The following is a 15733-nucleotide window of genomic DNA, read 5'->3' on the forward strand; positions in this document are numbered from 1 at the left end:
CTCGTAAGACCGCCATTTTACGGGATGGCCGGCCGCCGCCGGCAGCTTAGATATCCGCCGCCAGTTCCTTGAAGGCCTGCGCGGCGCGGCGCATCCATTCGCGCGCGCGCGGGGCATCGGGCTGCAGGCGGGCAAAGCCGTGCGTCATCCCGCTTGCCTCCAGCGTGATCACCGGCGCGCCGTAGCGCACCAGGTAGTCAGCGTAGGCCAGGCCGTCGTCGCGCAGCACGTCGTGGGCGGCAACCATCACCACGCTGGCCGGAGGCAGGTGCTGTGGCGCGGCGCCCATCAGGTGGATGCGCGTGTCTTCGATGGCGGCGCCGGCGGCAAGGCGCTCGGCGCCGATGAATTCCGTCCAGAACCAAGCCATTTCGTCGCGGGTGAGGCCGGGGCCATCCGCAAAGGCGCGATAGCTTTCGCTGGCCAGCACCGGCGCGGCCACGGGATAGATCAGCAACTGGGCGTTGACCAGGCCGGGGCGCCCGTGCGCATTGGCCCAGCGCGCGGCCTGCGCGGCCAGGTGCCCGCCCGCGCTGTCGCCCGCCACGGCCAGGAAGCTAGCGTCCAGGCGCAACCGGACGCGTTGCTCGGCGAACCACAGCACCGCCTGCAGCGCGTCATCGCACGGCGCGGGGAACGGATGCTCCGGTGCCAGCCGGTAGTCCACGCTGGCCACCGCGCAGCCGGTGTCGGCGGCGAGCAGCGCTGCCACGCTGTGATGGGTGTCATGCGAACCCACCACCCAGCCACCGCCATGGAAATAGACGATCAGGCGCGGCTCGGCCACGCCTTCCGGGCGGAACAATCGCGCCGCCAGCGTGCGGCCGGGTAGCGCCAGCTCCATGTCGGTGGACTGGATGCCTTCCGGGTCGGGCACGACCGAGGTTGCCGCGATCTCGGCGAAGCGCGCGCGGCGGCCGGCGGCACCGGCCGGCTCGGGCTGCCCGGCGTAGCGTTCGGAGAGCCGGCGGTAGTAATCGAGAAGCTGGGGATCGATGGCCATGGCTGCTTGGGACTGAATTGAGGGCGGGATTGAGGGCGGGATCGGGAGCTAGGGTGACTAGTTTAGCGGGATCAGGCAGCCTGGCGCATCAGCTCGATCTTGCTGCAGCGGTCCTGCACCGCCAGCAACCCGGCGGCGGTGGCCCGGGCAAAAGCCGCATCATTGACGATGCCAAGTTGCAGCCAGACGCCGCGGGCGCCGATCGCGATGGCATCCGCGACCACCGGCGGCACATCGGCGGCGCGGCGGAAGATATCGACCCAATCAATGCGCTGCCCGGACTTGGCCAAGGCCGCGGCGGCGGCGCCGAGGCTGGCGTAGCAGGTCTCGCCCAGGATGCGCTCGCCCGCATGGCGCGGATTGACGGGGACAATGCGATAGCCGTGACGCTGCAGGTAGGCGGCTACTTCATGGCTGGGCCGGTCCGGGTGCCCGGACAGGCCGGCCACGGCTACCGTCTTCATCGCCAGCATGCCGCGAATGGCTGTCTGCATCTCGCTCACGTCGATTCCTTCTCAAAGGGTTCGGGGGACTTGTCGCGGCCGGTACCGGGCGGGCGGGCACAACTGCCCAGCCGCGCGAACGGCACCGCTACCTGGTAAGCGCCCTGCGCAAATGGGCCGACCGCGTAGGGGGCATAGTGCAACACCACGCCACCGCGGTACAGGGTAAACGGGACGCGCGACTCCTGCAGCGCTTGGGCGTCAAGCACGCCACGCGCGGGCTCGGCTGCGCCCTGCCGCTTCAGTGCGGCTTGTAGCTCGTCGTTGAGTTTTTGCAGGCAGGCCTCGCCCGGCTGCAAGAGATCGGCTAGCCCGACCCGGCGATAGCCCGGCTGGGCAGTTGGCGCGGATGCCACCGCACCCGCCGGGCCGTGGCGCCGCCACGTGCCACTCACGAAGTCGAGGCTGCCATGCGCGCCACCGCTGTAGCGCCAGGTGGTGCGCAGCAGGCCGACGTTGCCGGCATCCAGCCGCATTATCTCGATCGCGCTACGGCATTCCTGTTCGCCCTGGCCGCAGCCGCTGGCACGCAGTGACGTAATAAGGGCATCCACGTGCGGGCGGCCGGTTTCGGGATAGCGTTCGGTAAGACGTGCGCCAGCCACATTTACGACGCGCTCGCGATAGATTGCCTTGCGCGTGAGCGTCAATGCCTGGCGCCGGGTACCGTCGGTATTCATCCATTCCCCACTGACACTCAACCCATCGGAGGAGACGGTGCCCTCGAAACGTGCACCATCGCGAGCTTCGGGATACTCAACAGGCGCCTGGCCGGTGGCGCGCTCGCGCACGCTCAGCCGTCCGTCGGATGTCAATTGGCCATCGAGTTGACGCGGCGAGGAGGCAAGCATTGAATCGTAACGGGCCGTGCCGTCGATCCCGCCAGTGCCCGCGCGCGGAAATATCGTCAGCGATACCTGTATGTGGCCGTCGAGCTCGCCTTGCCAGAGCGCACCAGCGGGGGCTTGCGCCTCAACCGCGCCAGCCTGGCCAGCCGCCATGAAAGACGTGGCCAGCAGCGCCGCCAGCCTATGCTGGACAAGGCCTCTTGCAATATCGACGGGGGCCTGGGCAAAGCGGTAAAAAGGGGGAAAGGGGAAGGAAAGCGGCATGGCAGTGGTTGGCCGGACCGCAAGGCGGATGGCAGGATCAGCGAAAGCTATCGGACCCGCGCCGCGCAGTGATGTTCCCGCCGCCTGGTGGCAAGTGCGGTGGCACGTGGTCTAACGTGCCTATTTATGCCGATTTAGACGCTTATTTAGTTACCGCGCTTTCAACTTCTTGCAAACCGATACATTTTGTTACTGCCATCCCCAAAAGTTTCCCCCACAATGCTTCAACACAATCAGTTTTTGTGAAAGGCGTTCCCTCCCCCAACAGAAAGGGAGGGCGTCATGGAAGAAAGCCTAAGGAAGCATTCCCACCCAGATTGACCGGATCACAAGCGATGCCTGTGATCGGTGTACCAGGTTGAGATGATGTTGGCGCTTGCCGGTTCCGGCTGGTTGGATCGTCTGAATGCGATCAATACCGCCTGACCGAGTGCTGGACCACCAAGAATGTGGTTAGCGCCTGTTGGTTGACCTGGACCTTACCCGTTCCTTCGAATTGACCCCTCGAAGGGATTTTCCCGTCCGCGCGGTGCCTCCCCGGCCCGCGCGCTTTTTTTTGTCCTGAGCCGACAGAATAGTCGTTGGCATAAAAAAAAGGCAGCCTCGCAGCTGCCTTTTTTTCGCCGCCGCCAAAAAAACAACAGCTGCGGCGGCCCTGCTTTTCTTACCGTTTCCGGCGCAGGCGCGCGATCGCTGCCAGCTGTGCTGCTGCCACGGCAAGCTCGCTCTGGGCACGTGCCAGGTCGAGATCGCTGCTCTGGTTCTGCATCAGCTCCTCGGCGGCGCGCTTGGCTTCCTGCGCCTTGGCTTCGTCGAGATCGCTGCCGCGGATAGCGGTGTCTGCCAGCACGGTGACGTGCTTGGGCTGGACTTCGAGAATCCCGCCGGCCACGAACACGAACTCTTCGCTGCCGTCTTCCTTCTCGATGCGCACCGCGCCCGGCTGGATACGCGTAATCAGCGGCGTATGGCCCGGCAGGATACCCAACTCGCCCGACTCGCCCGGCAGTGCCACGAACTTCGCCTGACCGGAGAAGATCGACGATTCGGCGCTGACGACGTCTACAAGAATGGTTGCCATGTGAATTCCTTTAGTCCCTGAAAGCTTCGGCTTCCCGTTGCCAGGAAGCAGGTATTCCGCTGCCCGGCTAAGCGTGGCCGCCCCGGACGTTGCTGTCCGTGGCGGCCGCCACTACGGCGCTGGCAGCGAAAAACGCCGCTTACTGGAGCTTCTTGGCCTTCTCGAAGGCTTCGTCGATCGAGCCGACCATGTAGAACGCTTGCTCCGGCAGGTGATCGCACTCGCCGTCCACCAGCATCTTGAAGCCGCGGATGGTTTCCTTCAGCGTGACGTACTTGCCCGGCGAACCCGTGAACACTTCCGCAACGTGGAAGGGCTGCGACAGGAAACGCTGGATCTTACGAGCGCGCGACACCGACTGCTTGTCTTCCGGCGACAGTTCGTCCATGCCCAGAATCGCGATAATGTCGCGCAGTTCCTTGTAGCGTTGCAGCGTTTGCTGCACGCGACGGGCCACGTCGTAGTGCTCTTGACCCACGACTTGCGGGTCCAGCTGACGCGAGGTCGAGTCGAGCGGATCGACTGCCGGGTAGATACCCAGCGCGGCGATATCACGCGACAGCACGACGGTCGAGTCCAAGTGCAGGAAGGTGGTAGCAGGCGACGGGTCGGTCAAGTCATCCGCAGGCACGTACACGGCCTGGATCGACGTGATCGAGCCAGTCTTGGTCGAGGTGATGCGCTCTTGCAGCTTGCCCATTTCCTCGGCCAGCGTCGGCTGGTAACCCACTGCGGAAGGCATACGGCCCAGCAGTGCGGACACTTCGGTACCGGCCAGCGTGTAGCGGTAAATGTTGTCGACGAAGAACAGGATGTCACGGCCTTCGTCGCGGAACTTCTCGGCCATGGTCAGGCCGGACAGTGCCACGCGCAGACGGTTGCCCGGCGGCTCGTTCATCTGGCCGAACACCATGGCCACCTTGTCGAGAACGTTCGAGTCCTTCATTTCGTGGTAGAAGTCGTTCCCTTCACGGGTACGCTCGCCCACGCCGGCGAACACCGACAAACCGCTGTGCTGCTTGGCGATGTTGTTGATGAGCTCCATCATGTTCACGGTCTTGCCGACGCCGGCGCCACCGAACAGACCCACCTTGCCGCCCTTTGCGAACGGGCACACCAGGTCGATCACCTTGATGCCGGTTTCGAGCAGGTCAACCGAAGGCGACAGTTCGTCGAACTTCGGGGCCTTCTGGTGGATCGAGCGCAGCTCGTCCGAAGCGATCGGGCCGGCTTCGTCGATGGGACGACCCAGCACGTCCATGATGCGGCCCAGCGTGCCGTGACCGACGGGCACCGAGATCGGGGCGCCAGTGCCCTTCACTGCCATGCCGCGGCGCAGGCCGTCCGACGAGCCGAGGGCAATGGTACGCACCACGCCGTCACCCAGCTGTTGCTGCACTTCGAAGGTCAGGCCCTTCTCGGCGAACGAGGCTTCGTTGCTGTCTTCCAGCACGAGCGCTTCGTAGACCTTAGGCAGCGCGTCGCGGGGGAACTCGATGTCCACCACGGCGCCAATACACTGCACAATATTTCCGATACTCATTTCGTATCTCCGATAGCTTGAATACTTGACGCCTTAGACGGCTGCGGCACCGCTGACGATTTCCGACAGTTCCTTGGTAATCGCTGCCTGACGGGTCTTGTTATAGACCAGTTGCAGTTCGCCGATCACGTTCTTGGCATTGTCGGATGCCGCCTTCATGGCCACCATGCGCGCCGATTGCTCGGACGCCATGTTTTCGGCCACGGCCTGGTACACCAGCGCTTCGACGTAGCGGACCAACAATTCTTCCACTACGGTCTGTGCGTCGGGCTCGTAGATGTAATCCCACGAGTAGGCGCGCTTTTCATCTTCGGTCTGGGCAAACTTGTCGGCGGGGAGCGGCAGCAGCTGCTCCACCATCGGCTCCTGCTTCATCGTATTGATGAACTTGGTGTAAGCCAGGTACACAGCATCGACTTCACCATTGGTGAAGGCGTCGAGCTGGACCTTGATGGCACCGATCAGTTTTTCCAGATGCGGGGTGTCACCGAGGTGCACCACGTGCGAGAGCACCTTGGCGCCGATGCGGCCCATGAACTGCAAGCCCTTGGAACCAATGGCGGTGCTCTGCACCTCCACGCCGCGGCTTTGCAGCTCACGCAGCTCATTGGTTACCGCGCGCAGCACGTTCGTGTTCATGCCGCCGCACAGCCCCTTGTCCGTCGTTACCACGATCATGCCGGCGCGCTTGATGTCGCGTGCCACCATGAAGGGGTGCTTGAACTCGGGGTTGGCCGCAGCCAGGTGCGCCGCGATATTGCGCACTTTCTCAGCATAGGGACGGGCGTTGCGCATCCGTTCCTGCGCCTTGCGCATCTTGGACGCGGCGACCATCTCCATCGCCTTGGTGATCTTGCGCGTGTTTTGCACGCTCTTGATCTTGGTTCGAATTTCTTTCGTTCCGGCCATATCTTCCTCTCCATTCGTGCCGCACCGGCACCGTCATGGCAACGGTGCCGGAGCAGTTTCGTGGAATTGCGCGGTTAGAACGCGGCGGACTTCTTGAAATCCTCGATCGCGGCACGCAGGGTGGCTTCGTCTTCCTTCGACAGATCCTTGGAATCTTCGATGCGGTTGACGAGGTCGGCGTACTTGGTCTTCAGATGGTCGTGCAGGCCCTTCTCGAACGGGAGAATGTCCTTCACTTCCACGTTGTCGAGGAAGCCGTTGTTGGCTGCGTACAGCGACGCGGCCAGCTGCCACACCTGCAGCGGCAGGTATTGAGCCTGCTTGAGCAGTTCCGTCACGCGGCGGCCGCGTTCCAGCTGCTTGCGGGTGGCATCGTCCAGGTCGGAAGCGAACTGCGCGAACGCAGCCAGTTCACGGTACTGGGCCAGGTCGGTACGGATACCGCCGGACAGCTTCTTGACGACCTTGGTCTGGGCGGCACCACCAACGCGCGACACCGAGATACCGGCGTTGATTGCGGGGCGCACACCTGCGTTGAACAGGTCGGTTTCCAGGAAGATCTGGCCGTCGGTGATCGAGATCACGTTGGTCGGCACGAAAGCGGACACGTCGCCAGCTTGCGTTTCGATCACGGGCAGCGCGGTCAGCGAGCCGGTCTTGCCGGTCACTGCGCCCTTGGTGAACTTCTCGACGTAGTCGGCGTTCACGCGGGCTGCGCGCTCGAGCAGACGCGAGTGCAGGTAGAACACGTCGCCGGGGTAAGCTTCGCGGCCCGGCGGGCGGCGCAGCAGCAGCGACACCTGGCGGTAGGCCCAGGCTTGCTTGGTCAGGTCGTCATAAACGATCAGCGCGTCTTCGCCGCGGTCGCGGAAGTACTCGCCCATCGTGCAACCAGCGTAGGCAGCCAGGTACTGCATGGCGGCGGAGTCCGAAGCCGTAGCAGCAACGACGATGGTGTACTCCATCGCGCCCAGTTCTTCGAGCTTGCGCACCACGTTGTTCACGGTCGAAGCCTTCTGACCGATTGCCACGTAGACGCAGAAAACGCCCTTGCCCTTCTGGTTGATGATCGCGTCGACAGCAACGGCGGTCTTGCCGGTCTGGCGGTCGCCAATGATCAGCTCACGCTGGCCACGGCCGATCGGCACCATCGCGTCGATCGACTTCAGGCCGGTCTGCACCGGCTGGCTGACCGACTGACGTGCGATCACGCCAGGGGCAACCTTTTCGATCACGTCGGTTTCTTTGGCGTTGATCGGGCCTTTGCCATCGATCGGCTGACCCAGCGTGTTGACCACGCGGCCCAGCAGTTCCTTGCCAACCGGCACTTCCAGAATGCGGCCGGTGCACTTGACCGGGTCGCCTTCGGAAATGTGTTCGTAGTCGCCCAGCACCACGGCGCCGACAGAGTCGCGCTCGAGGTTCAGTGCCAGACCGAACGTGTTACCGGGGAATTCCAGCATCTCGCCCTGCATCACGCCAGACAGGCCGTGCACGCGGCAGATACCATCGGTCACGGAAATCACCGTGCCGGTGTTGCGCACTTCAGCGTCGGCGCCAAGACCCGAGATGCGGGACTTGATCAGCTCGCTGATTTCTGAGGGGTTCAGTTGCATCACAATGCTCCTAATTCTTCAATCCGTCGGCTGGTGCGCTTCTCGCGCATCATGCGGTCAGCGCCACTTGCATTGCTGCCAGGCGCGCACGCACGGAGGTGTCGAGCACTTCGTCGCCGACCTTGACGCGCACGCCGCCGATCAGCGACGGGTCCACCGCAACCGAGGGCTGCAGCTTGCGGCCGAACTTGCGTTCGAGCGCGGCGACGAGGTCGGTCAGGCTTGCGCCCTCAAGGGGGAAGGCACTCGTGATCTCGACATCAGCCGACCCTTCACGGTCGTTCTTGAGCGCATGGAACTGCTCGGCGATTTCCGGCAATACCGACAGGCGGTGGTTATCCACCAGCAGGCTGACGAAGCGCTTGGCTTCGTCGTTGACCGGAGACTTCAGGGCCGACAGGAACAGTGCACTCAGCTTGTCGCCGTGCACGTTCGGATCGCCAGCCACCGCCTTCATGTCGGGATTGGCGGCAACTTGCCCCATTTCCGACACCAGCTCGGACCATGCATCCAGATTGCCGCTCGATTCGGTCGCGACGCGGAACAGCGCCTCGGCGTAGGGACGGGCAATGGTTGCGGTTTCAGCCATGATTAGAGCTCAGCCTTGAGTTGATTGAGCAGATCCGCGTGGACCTGCGCGTTCACTTCGCGCTTGAGGATCTGCTCGGCACCCTTGACGGCCAGCACGGCGACCTGGTCGCGCAATTGCTCGCGCGCGCGGGTAACTTGCTGTTCCGCTTCGGCCTTGGCCTGGGCAATGATGCGTGCGGCTTCTGCCTGGGCGTTTTGCTTGATCTCGTCAGCGGTCAGCTGAGCGCGCTTCTCGGCGTCAGCGACGCGTTGAGCGCCTTCGGTGCGGGCTTCGGCCAGGGCCTGGTCCACACGCTTGTTGGCGAGTTCGAGCTCAGCCTTGCCTTTTTCGGCGGCGGCGAGGCCATCGGCGATCTTCTTTGCGCGTTCGTCGAGCGCCTTCACCAGCGGCGGCCAAATGAATTTGGCAACTACCCACCACAGGATGAAGAACACGACCATCTGCGCAAAAAACGTTGCGTTCAGATTCATGGTGTGTTCCTTTCGGTAATCAAACTACAGATAAATGCGCAAGGGCGGCCAGGCTAAGTGGCCCGCGCCGCCCGTCAGCATCATGCAGACCGAAAAGAATTACTTGATGACAGCCAGCAGCGGGTTGGCGAATGCGAACAGCATTGCAACGCCCACGCCGATCAGGAATGCCGCGTCGATCAGGCCAGCCAGCAGGAACATCTTGGTTTGCAGCGGGTTCATCAGTTCAGGCTGACGTGCGCACGCTTCGATGTACTTGCCACCCATCAGGGCGATACCCAGGCAGGCGCCGATTGCGCCCAGACCGATGATGATGCCGATACCGATGGCGGTCAGACCCTGGATGTTGGCGAGATATGCTTGCATGACTACTCCTTTAATTGAGAAGAGACTTAGAACCAAAAAACCGAAAAACCGAAAAACTTAAATCAGTGGTGATCGTGTGCCTGGCCGATGTACACCAGCGTCAGCATCATGAAAATGAAAGCCTGGAGCAGAACGATCAGGATGTGGAAGATCGCCCATACCGTACCGGCCAGCACATGACCGACGAAGCCCAGCGCGGAGAGGTCCGCACCGAACGTCCAGATGGAACCCAGCAGCGCGATCAGCAGGAACACCAGCTCGCCGGCGTACATGTTGCCGAACAACCGCATGCCCAGCGAAACCGCCTTGGCCAGGAATTCAATCAGGTTCAGGATCAGGTTGAACGGGGCCAGGTACCACTTGGCGCCGAACGGGGCCGACAGCAGTTCATGGGTGAAGCCGCCCACGCCCTTGATCTTGAAGCTGTAATAGATCATCAGCACCAGCACTGCGCACGACATGCCCAGCGTACCGTTCAGGTCAGCCGTGGCAACCGCGCGGTGGTGCGGCAGATGGATGTGGAAGATGCCCAGCAGGCCGTTCAGGCCGGTAACCCAGTCAACCGGGATCAAGTCGACGGCATTCATCACCGTGATCCAGCAGAACACCATCAGTGCCAGCGGAGCGATGAAGGAACGGTCGCCATGGATGATGCCCTTGGCCTGGTCGTCGACCATCTCGACGATCATTTCCACGAAAGCCTGGAAGCGGCCCGGCACGCCGGCGGTCGCGCGGCGCGCGGCGGCGTACAGGAAAATCACGGCGATGGCGCCGCACAGCACCGACCAGAACACGGTGTCGTAGTTGAGGACGCTGAAGTCAACGACGGCGGCTTGCTTGCCGCCAACCGTGTTGAGGTTCTGCAAGTGTTCGGCGATATAGCCGGAGGGGGTGAGGGCCTGTTCGGCGCCTTGAGCAGCTGACATGTCGAAACGAACCGTAATATTGCGAAACCAGTTGCCGGCATTTTGCCGGTACGCTTCTTGCACCGCCTTCAGCACACTTTGCTGGTCACCGCGGGCAAGCTCGTTTGAACCTTATCCACGCCGCGCTTCACTGTTGTGACGCGCCACGCAAAAACATCTTGATATTCTGTTTTCGTGCCCCACTTCGACGAGAAGCACACTTATCCGACCTACCGCGCCTGGCCGGCCCACCCTGGGGCACAACCTCAGCGAATCGCCAGCGCGACCCAGTAAGTCTTGAGCACAAGCAGGAACGTGACCAGCATCGGTACCCAGCGCAACTCGCTGTACAGCACCACTACCAGGACGAACAACCCGGCGGTGGCAAACACCTTGATCGCCTCGCCGACCACCAGTCCGCTGATCGAGGGACGTTCGCGCGCCATCCAGAGTCGCAGCGCGAAGAAACCGCTGGGCACGAAACACACCGTGCCACCGAATAGTGCCGACCAACCCGCCGCGCCGGCGTTGCCGCCAGCAAAAAGTCGCCAGGCAATGGCCGACAACAAAGTAACCGCAACCTGCGCCAGCACGACCCTGCCGGGCGTCATGCGCGAAGGGCGCAGCGCGCGCTCGCCGAACAGCGTTTCCGCCTCGACGCGCGACAGCGGATCGACCGCCTCTTCTTCGCGTTCTGCCTCGTCTTCCCAGGCATCACGCGTCTGCCAGTCGGTTTTCCGACCAGCATCCTGACGATCTGAAACCACCTGCTATTGCCTTTGCTCGTTGCTGCTTGTTGTTTAATCCGCCCCGGAACTTTTCTGGACCGGCCGGAATTCAAACCGCACGATTTTACGAGGAATGCACCATGCGAGTCAATCTGCTTACAGACGCCTTGCAACAGTCCGCATTTCACTTGCAATCGCCACGAACCCATAGTGCGTGCGCGGCCGACGCCCAACAATAACGCACCAGGTAATTGAGCTGCCCAAGGCTGGCGGCGCACCATGGTCGTTTATCGGCCTTGCACAGACCTTACACAGGCGTGCGCACGCCGAGCCAGAAGGGGCCGCTATCAAATTGCACCAAGCCGCTGCACAGCTGCACCGACCGTTAATCGCGCACTATTTTTGGGAAATCCCGCTCAGGCGGGTGACTGGCTTTCGCCGGGCTCGCGCAGGCGTGTCAGCACACCGTCGAGCGCATCATTGCTGGTGAAGTGAATGGTGAGCTGGCCTTTGCCCCGCACGCCCAGCTTGATCTGTACCGGCAGGCCAAGCACGTCGGATAGTTCTTCCTCAAGGCGGGCCACGTCGCGCGCCGGCGCGCCATTGTTCGGCTTCTGCAACCTGAGGTCAAAGGGCTTGAGGGTGGAGGCTACCAGCTTTTCGGTCTCGCGCACCGATAAACGTTTGTTAACGATCTGATTGGCGAGCGTGATCTGGTTGGCGCCGTCGGCGGAGAGCAGCGCACGGGCGTGGCCCATGTCGAGATCGCCCGCCATCAGCATCGTCTGCACCGGCTGGGCCAGGTTCAGCAGACGCAGCAGGTTGGACACCGCGCTGCGCGAGCGCCCTACCGATTCCGCTGCCTGCTCGTGGGTGAAATTGAATTCGCGCACCAGGCGCATGATGCCTTGCGCTTCTTCCAGCGGGTTGAGGTCTTCACGCTGGATATTCTCGATGAGCGCCATCGCGGCCGCGGCTTCGTCGGCCACGTCCTTGACCAGCACCGGCACCTCTTCGAGTCCGGCGATCCTGGAGGCGCGGAAGCGGCGCTCACCGGCAATGATCTCGTAGCGATCCGGCTCGGCAACGCGGCGCACCAGGATCGGCTGCATCAGGCCTTGGGCACGGATACTCGCGGCCAGCTCCTGCAGCGCGCCTTCGTCCATGCGCGTGCGCGGCTGGTACTTGCCGGGCTGGAGCTGGTCCAGACGGAGTACAGAGGGGGCGCCCTCCTGCTTCACGGCATCAACGATCTCGGCTGGCCCACCCAGCAGGGCTTCCAGTCCGCGGCCCAGACCCTTCTTCTTCGCGGTGCTCATCTCGGTTTCCTGTATTCGGTGACTCTCAACCCGGTGACTTTCAGCCCGGCGTTCAGTCGAGTTGCTTGACGCGCGCGATCATCTCGGCGCCGAAATCGAGGTAGGCCTTGGCCCCTTTGGACGACGGATCGAACGCCACGCCCGGCACGCCATAGGACGGTGCCTCTGCCAGCCGCACATTGCGCGGGATGACGGTCTTGAACACCTTGTCGCCAAAATGCGACTCGAGCTGGGCCGACACCTGTTGCTGCAACGTAACACGTGGATCAAACATCACACGAAGCAAGCCAATCACCTTCAGGTCGCGATTGAGGTTGGCATGCACCTGCTTGATGGTATTGACGAGATCGGACAGCCCTTCCAGCGCGAAGTACTCGCATTGCATCGGCACGATCACGCCGTTGGCCGCGCACAGCCCGTTGAGGGTCAGCAGCGACAGCGACGGCGGACAGTCGATCAACACGAAATCGTACTCGGCATCGACCTCGGCAATGGCGTTCTTGAGACGTTTCTCACGCTGGTCCAGTTCGACCAGTTCCACTTCCGCGCCGGCCAGTTCGCGGTTGGCGGGCAGCACGTCGTACTTGCCGGATTCGGAATGCTGGCGTGCCTGGCTCACCGTCGACAAGCCAACCAGCACCTGGTAGACGCTGTGCTCAAGCGACTGCTTGTCGATGCCGGAACCCATCGAGGCATTGCCTTGGGGATCCAGGTCGATCAGCAACACACGCTGGTCCTGTGCCGCCAAGCCGGCGGCAAGGTTCACCGTGGTGGTGGTCTTGCCGACGCCGCCCTTCTGGTTTGCGATCACGAATACCTTGGCCATATGTTCCTGCTGCTCCTGCTTGATTTCTACCTGCCGGGGGTGGGCGCCGGCGACAACCACCGGCCGGGTCAGCGGCGCGACAGCACCACCAGGTGACGTTCTGCGTCCAGTTCCGGTACGGTCAGGCGTGGTATTGCCTCGACCTGCCACTCGGCCATCAGGCCGGCCGCTTCCATGCGATCGAGTTCGGGTTGAGGATAAACGCCCTTCATGGCAATCAGCTTGCCGCCCGGCGCCAGCAGGTGGCCGGCGAGCGATGCGAAATCGCTCAGCTCGGCAAACGCACGAGACGTGATGACTGCATACCCCTTGCCGTCTTCCAGCTTTTCGACCGGGCCCCAGTGGGCAGCGGCGTTGGACAGGCCGAGCTGTGCCCGGCACTGCGTGAGGAAGGCGGTTTTCTTTTGCACGATGTCGACCATCAGCACTGACAGGTCGGGACACGTGATGGCCAGCGGCAGACCAGGCATGCCGCCGCCCGAACCCACGTCGAGCACCCGGCCACGCGCGCCCTCCTCCACCGCCGCGGCGCGAGCCGCTTGCGCCAGCGCCGGCACGGCGGCCAGCGAGTCGAGCATGTGGTGGGTCAACATCTCGTCGGGATGACGGATGGCGGTCAGGTTATAGATGGCGTTCCATTTGCGCAGCAGTGCCAGGTAGGCAAACAACTGATCGATCTGGCTCGCGGAGAGCGCCAGGCCGATGGCGGACAAGCCGGCCTCCAGGCGGCGGCGCTGGTCGGCATCATCCACGGCCGCGTAACGTTGGTTCCTCACTCAGGCGGCCTCTTGGCTGGAGTCGGACTTGGTACGCCCCATGCCCTTCTTTTTCAGATGGACCAGCAGCAGCGAAATCGCAGCCGGCGTCACGCCAGAAATACGCGATGCCTGGCCGAGGGTCTCGGGCCGGTGCTGATTCAGCTTCTGGCCCACCTCGATGCCAAGGCCGCGCACTTCCGTGTAGTCGAAATCTTCAGGCAGGCGGGTGGATTCGTTGGCTTCGAGCTTGTCCACCTCTGCGGCTTGCCGGGCGATGTAGCCGTGATACTTGATGCCGATCTCGATCTGCTCGCGAATCTGCGCGACCAGCAGCGGGTCGGCATCGAGTGCCCGGGCAGGTGCGAACTTGCCTTCCTGCAACGCCATCAGCGCTTCATACGTGACAGCGGGACGGCGCAGCAGATCGGCGAGGTTGTACTCGCGCTCGATCGCCTTGCCGAGCAGCGGCACGGCATCGGCTTCCGGCAGGATGCTCGGATTCACCCAGGTACCCTTCAGCCGCTCTGTTTCACGTGAAACAGCATCGCGTTTCCGGTTAAATGCATCCCAGCGCACATCATCGACCACACCCAGCTCCCGGCCGGCCTCGGTCAGTCGCATATCGGCATTATCTTCCCGCAGGCTCAAACGGAACTCGGCGCGGCTGGTGAACATTCGGTACGGTTCCGAGACCCCACGGGTGATCAGATCGTCGACCAGAACTCCAAGATAGGCTTGGTCCCGCCGGGGAGTCCAGGCATCGCGCTCCCGTACGAAGCAGCCGGCATTGATCCCGGCCAGCAGGCCCTGGGCAGCGGCTTCTTCGTAGCCGGTGGTGCCGTTGATCTGCCCAGCAAAGAACAAGCCGCTGATGGCCTTGGATTCCAGCGAGGCCTTGAGGGCGCGCGGATCGAAGTAATCGTACTCAATGGCGTAGCCGGGGCGCAGGATGTGCGCGTTCTCCATGCCGCGGATCGAGTGCACCAGGGCAAGTTGCACGTCGAACGGCAGGCTGGTGGAGATACCGTTGGGATAGAACTCGTTGGTCGTCAGCCCTTCCGGTTCCAGGAAGATCTGGTGGCTGTCCTTGCTGGCAAAGCGGTGGATCTTGTCCTCGATGCTGGGACAGTACCGCGGCCCCACCCCTTCGATCACGCCGGTGTACATCGGCGAGCGATCCAGGCCGCCACGGATGATATCGTGGGTCCGGCTGTTGGTATGCGTGATCCAGCACGGCAGTTGCTGCGGGTGCTGATCGGCACGACCCAGGAAGGAGAACACCGGCACCGGATCGAGATCGCCGGGCTGCTCATCCATCACGGAGAAGTCGATGGTGCGTCCGTCGATACGCGGCGGCGTACCCGTCTTCAGGCGGCCCTGCGGCAGCTTGAGCTCTTTCAGGCGCGCCGAAAGCGAGACCGAGGCGGGGTCGCCCGCGCGGCCGCCAGTGTAGTTATCCAGCCCCACGTGAATCTTCCCATCGAGGAAGGTACCGGCGGTCAGCACCACGGCGCGTGCGCGGAAGGTGATGCCGACCTGCGTGACAGCGCCGACAACACGATCACCCTCCACCACCAGGTCATCCACGGCCTGCTGGAACAGCATCAGGTTGGGCTGATTCTCCAGCCGCACGCGAATCGCTTTGCGATACAGCACACGGTCCGCCTGAGCGCGGGTGGCACGTACGGCCGGGCCCTTGCTGGAATTCAGGATGCGGAATTGGATGCCCGACTCATCCGTGGCTGCCGCCATGGCGCCGCCCATTGCATCCACCTCCTTGACGAGATGACCCTTGCCAATGCCGCCGATGGACGGATTGCAGCTCATCTGACCAAGGGTCTCGATGTTGTGGCTCAGCAGCAGCGTCTGGCAACCCATACGCGCCGCGGCGAGTGCAGCTTCCGTGCCGGCGTGGCCACCACCGACAACAATGACATCGAATTCTTTTGGGTAAAGCATGGAGGCACCTCCTCCGGGAGGCTAGCGGGAAATGAATCGGGAT

The 15733-nt window shown here is 62.9% G+C and carries 16 protein-coding genes; all 16 read right to left on the minus strand.

Features of this window, described 5'->3' with window-relative positions:
- Positions 1 to 46: 46 nt before the first annotated feature.
- The 16 genes from AC1RQC_RS25720 to mnmG all read right to left on the minus strand — a co-directional run bounded on the left by AC1RQC_RS25720 (position 47) and on the right by mnmG (position 15690).
- Entirely contained in the window at positions 47 to 1003 is a 957-nt protein-coding gene (locus tag AC1RQC_RS25720; RefSeq protein WP_492375607.1) for an alpha/beta hydrolase, read from the minus strand.
- Between the two features lie 71 nt (positions 1004 to 1074).
- A complete protein-coding gene (locus AC1RQC_RS25725) occupies positions 1075 to 1497 on the minus strand; it encodes a CoA-binding protein (RefSeq protein WP_492375617.1) in 423 nt (140 codons plus the stop codon).
- Between the two features lie 5 nt (positions 1498 to 1502).
- Positions 1503 to 2618 carry an RsiV family protein gene (locus tag AC1RQC_RS25730; protein WP_492375608.1) on the minus strand — a complete coding sequence of 372 codons (1116 nt, stop codon included), beginning with the start codon at positions 2616 to 2618 and terminating at the stop codon, positions 1503 to 1505.
- A 664-nt stretch (positions 2619 to 3282) separates the two neighbouring features.
- Positions 3283 to 3699: a F0F1 ATP synthase subunit epsilon gene (locus AC1RQC_RS25735; protein ID WP_043350759.1), complete on the minus strand. Its 417-nt coding sequence runs from the start codon at positions 3697 to 3699 to the stop codon at positions 3283 to 3285.
- A 139-nt stretch (positions 3700 to 3838) separates the two neighbouring features.
- Positions 3839 to 5242, minus strand: a complete 1404-nt coding sequence (gene atpD, locus AC1RQC_RS25740) for a F0F1 ATP synthase subunit beta (protein WP_150987508.1) — start codon at positions 5240 to 5242, stop codon at positions 3839 to 3841.
- A 33-nt stretch (positions 5243 to 5275) separates the two neighbouring features.
- Positions 5276 to 6151, minus strand: a complete 876-nt coding sequence (gene atpG, locus AC1RQC_RS25745; protein ID WP_416049966.1) for a F0F1 ATP synthase subunit gamma — start codon at positions 6149 to 6151, stop codon at positions 5276 to 5278.
- A gap of 74 nt (positions 6152 to 6225) precedes the next feature.
- On the minus strand, positions 6226 to 7767 hold the full coding sequence (atpA, locus tag AC1RQC_RS25750) for a F0F1 ATP synthase subunit alpha (RefSeq protein ID WP_150987510.1): 1542 nt from the start codon (positions 7765 to 7767) through the stop codon (positions 6226 to 6228).
- Positions 7768 to 7816: 49 nt separating this feature from the next.
- Positions 7817 to 8356 (minus strand): F0F1 ATP synthase subunit delta, encoded by a 540-nt coding sequence (locus tag AC1RQC_RS25755; protein ID WP_006157248.1) that lies wholly within the window; start codon positions 8354 to 8356, stop codon positions 7817 to 7819.
- Positions 8357 to 8358: 2 nt separating this feature from the next.
- Positions 8359 to 8829, minus strand: coding sequence for a F0F1 ATP synthase subunit B (locus AC1RQC_RS25760; RefSeq protein ID WP_043350775.1), 471 nt, complete (start codon positions 8827 to 8829; stop codon positions 8359 to 8361).
- Positions 8830 to 8928: 99 nt separating this feature from the next.
- Complete coding sequence (gene atpE, locus AC1RQC_RS25765; RefSeq protein ID WP_006157246.1) at positions 8929 to 9195, minus strand: F0F1 ATP synthase subunit C; 267 nt, start codon at positions 9193 to 9195, stop codon at positions 8929 to 8931.
- Between the two features lie 62 nt (positions 9196 to 9257).
- On the minus strand, positions 9258 to 10121 hold the full coding sequence (atpB, locus tag AC1RQC_RS25770; RefSeq protein WP_006157245.1) for a F0F1 ATP synthase subunit A: 864 nt from the start codon (positions 10119 to 10121) through the stop codon (positions 9258 to 9260).
- Between the two features lie 245 nt (positions 10122 to 10366).
- Positions 10367 to 10867 carry an ATP synthase subunit I gene (locus tag AC1RQC_RS25775; protein WP_043350778.1) on the minus strand — a complete coding sequence of 167 codons (501 nt, stop codon included), beginning with the start codon at positions 10865 to 10867 and terminating at the stop codon, positions 10367 to 10369.
- A 377-nt stretch (positions 10868 to 11244) separates the two neighbouring features.
- Positions 11245 to 12147: a ParB/RepB/Spo0J family partition protein gene (locus tag AC1RQC_RS25780; RefSeq protein ID WP_043350783.1), complete on the minus strand. Its 903-nt coding sequence runs from the start codon at positions 12145 to 12147 to the stop codon at positions 11245 to 11247.
- A 52-nt stretch (positions 12148 to 12199) separates the two neighbouring features.
- On the minus strand, positions 12200 to 12973 hold the full coding sequence (locus AC1RQC_RS25785) for a ParA family protein (RefSeq protein ID WP_150987514.1): 774 nt from the start codon (positions 12971 to 12973) through the stop codon (positions 12200 to 12202).
- Positions 12974 to 13041: 68 nt separating this feature from the next.
- Positions 13042 to 13749, minus strand: a complete 708-nt coding sequence (rsmG, locus tag AC1RQC_RS25790; protein ID WP_253929173.1) for a 16S rRNA (guanine(527)-N(7))-methyltransferase RsmG — start codon at positions 13747 to 13749, stop codon at positions 13042 to 13044.
- Entirely contained in the window at positions 13750 to 15690 is a 1941-nt protein-coding gene (gene mnmG / locus AC1RQC_RS25795; RefSeq protein WP_492375609.1) for a tRNA uridine-5-carboxymethylaminomethyl(34) synthesis enzyme MnmG, read from the minus strand.
- Positions 15691 to 15733: the final 43 nt, after the last annotated feature.

Source organism: Cupriavidus sp. GW822-FHT03E04 (assembly GCF_058801495.1).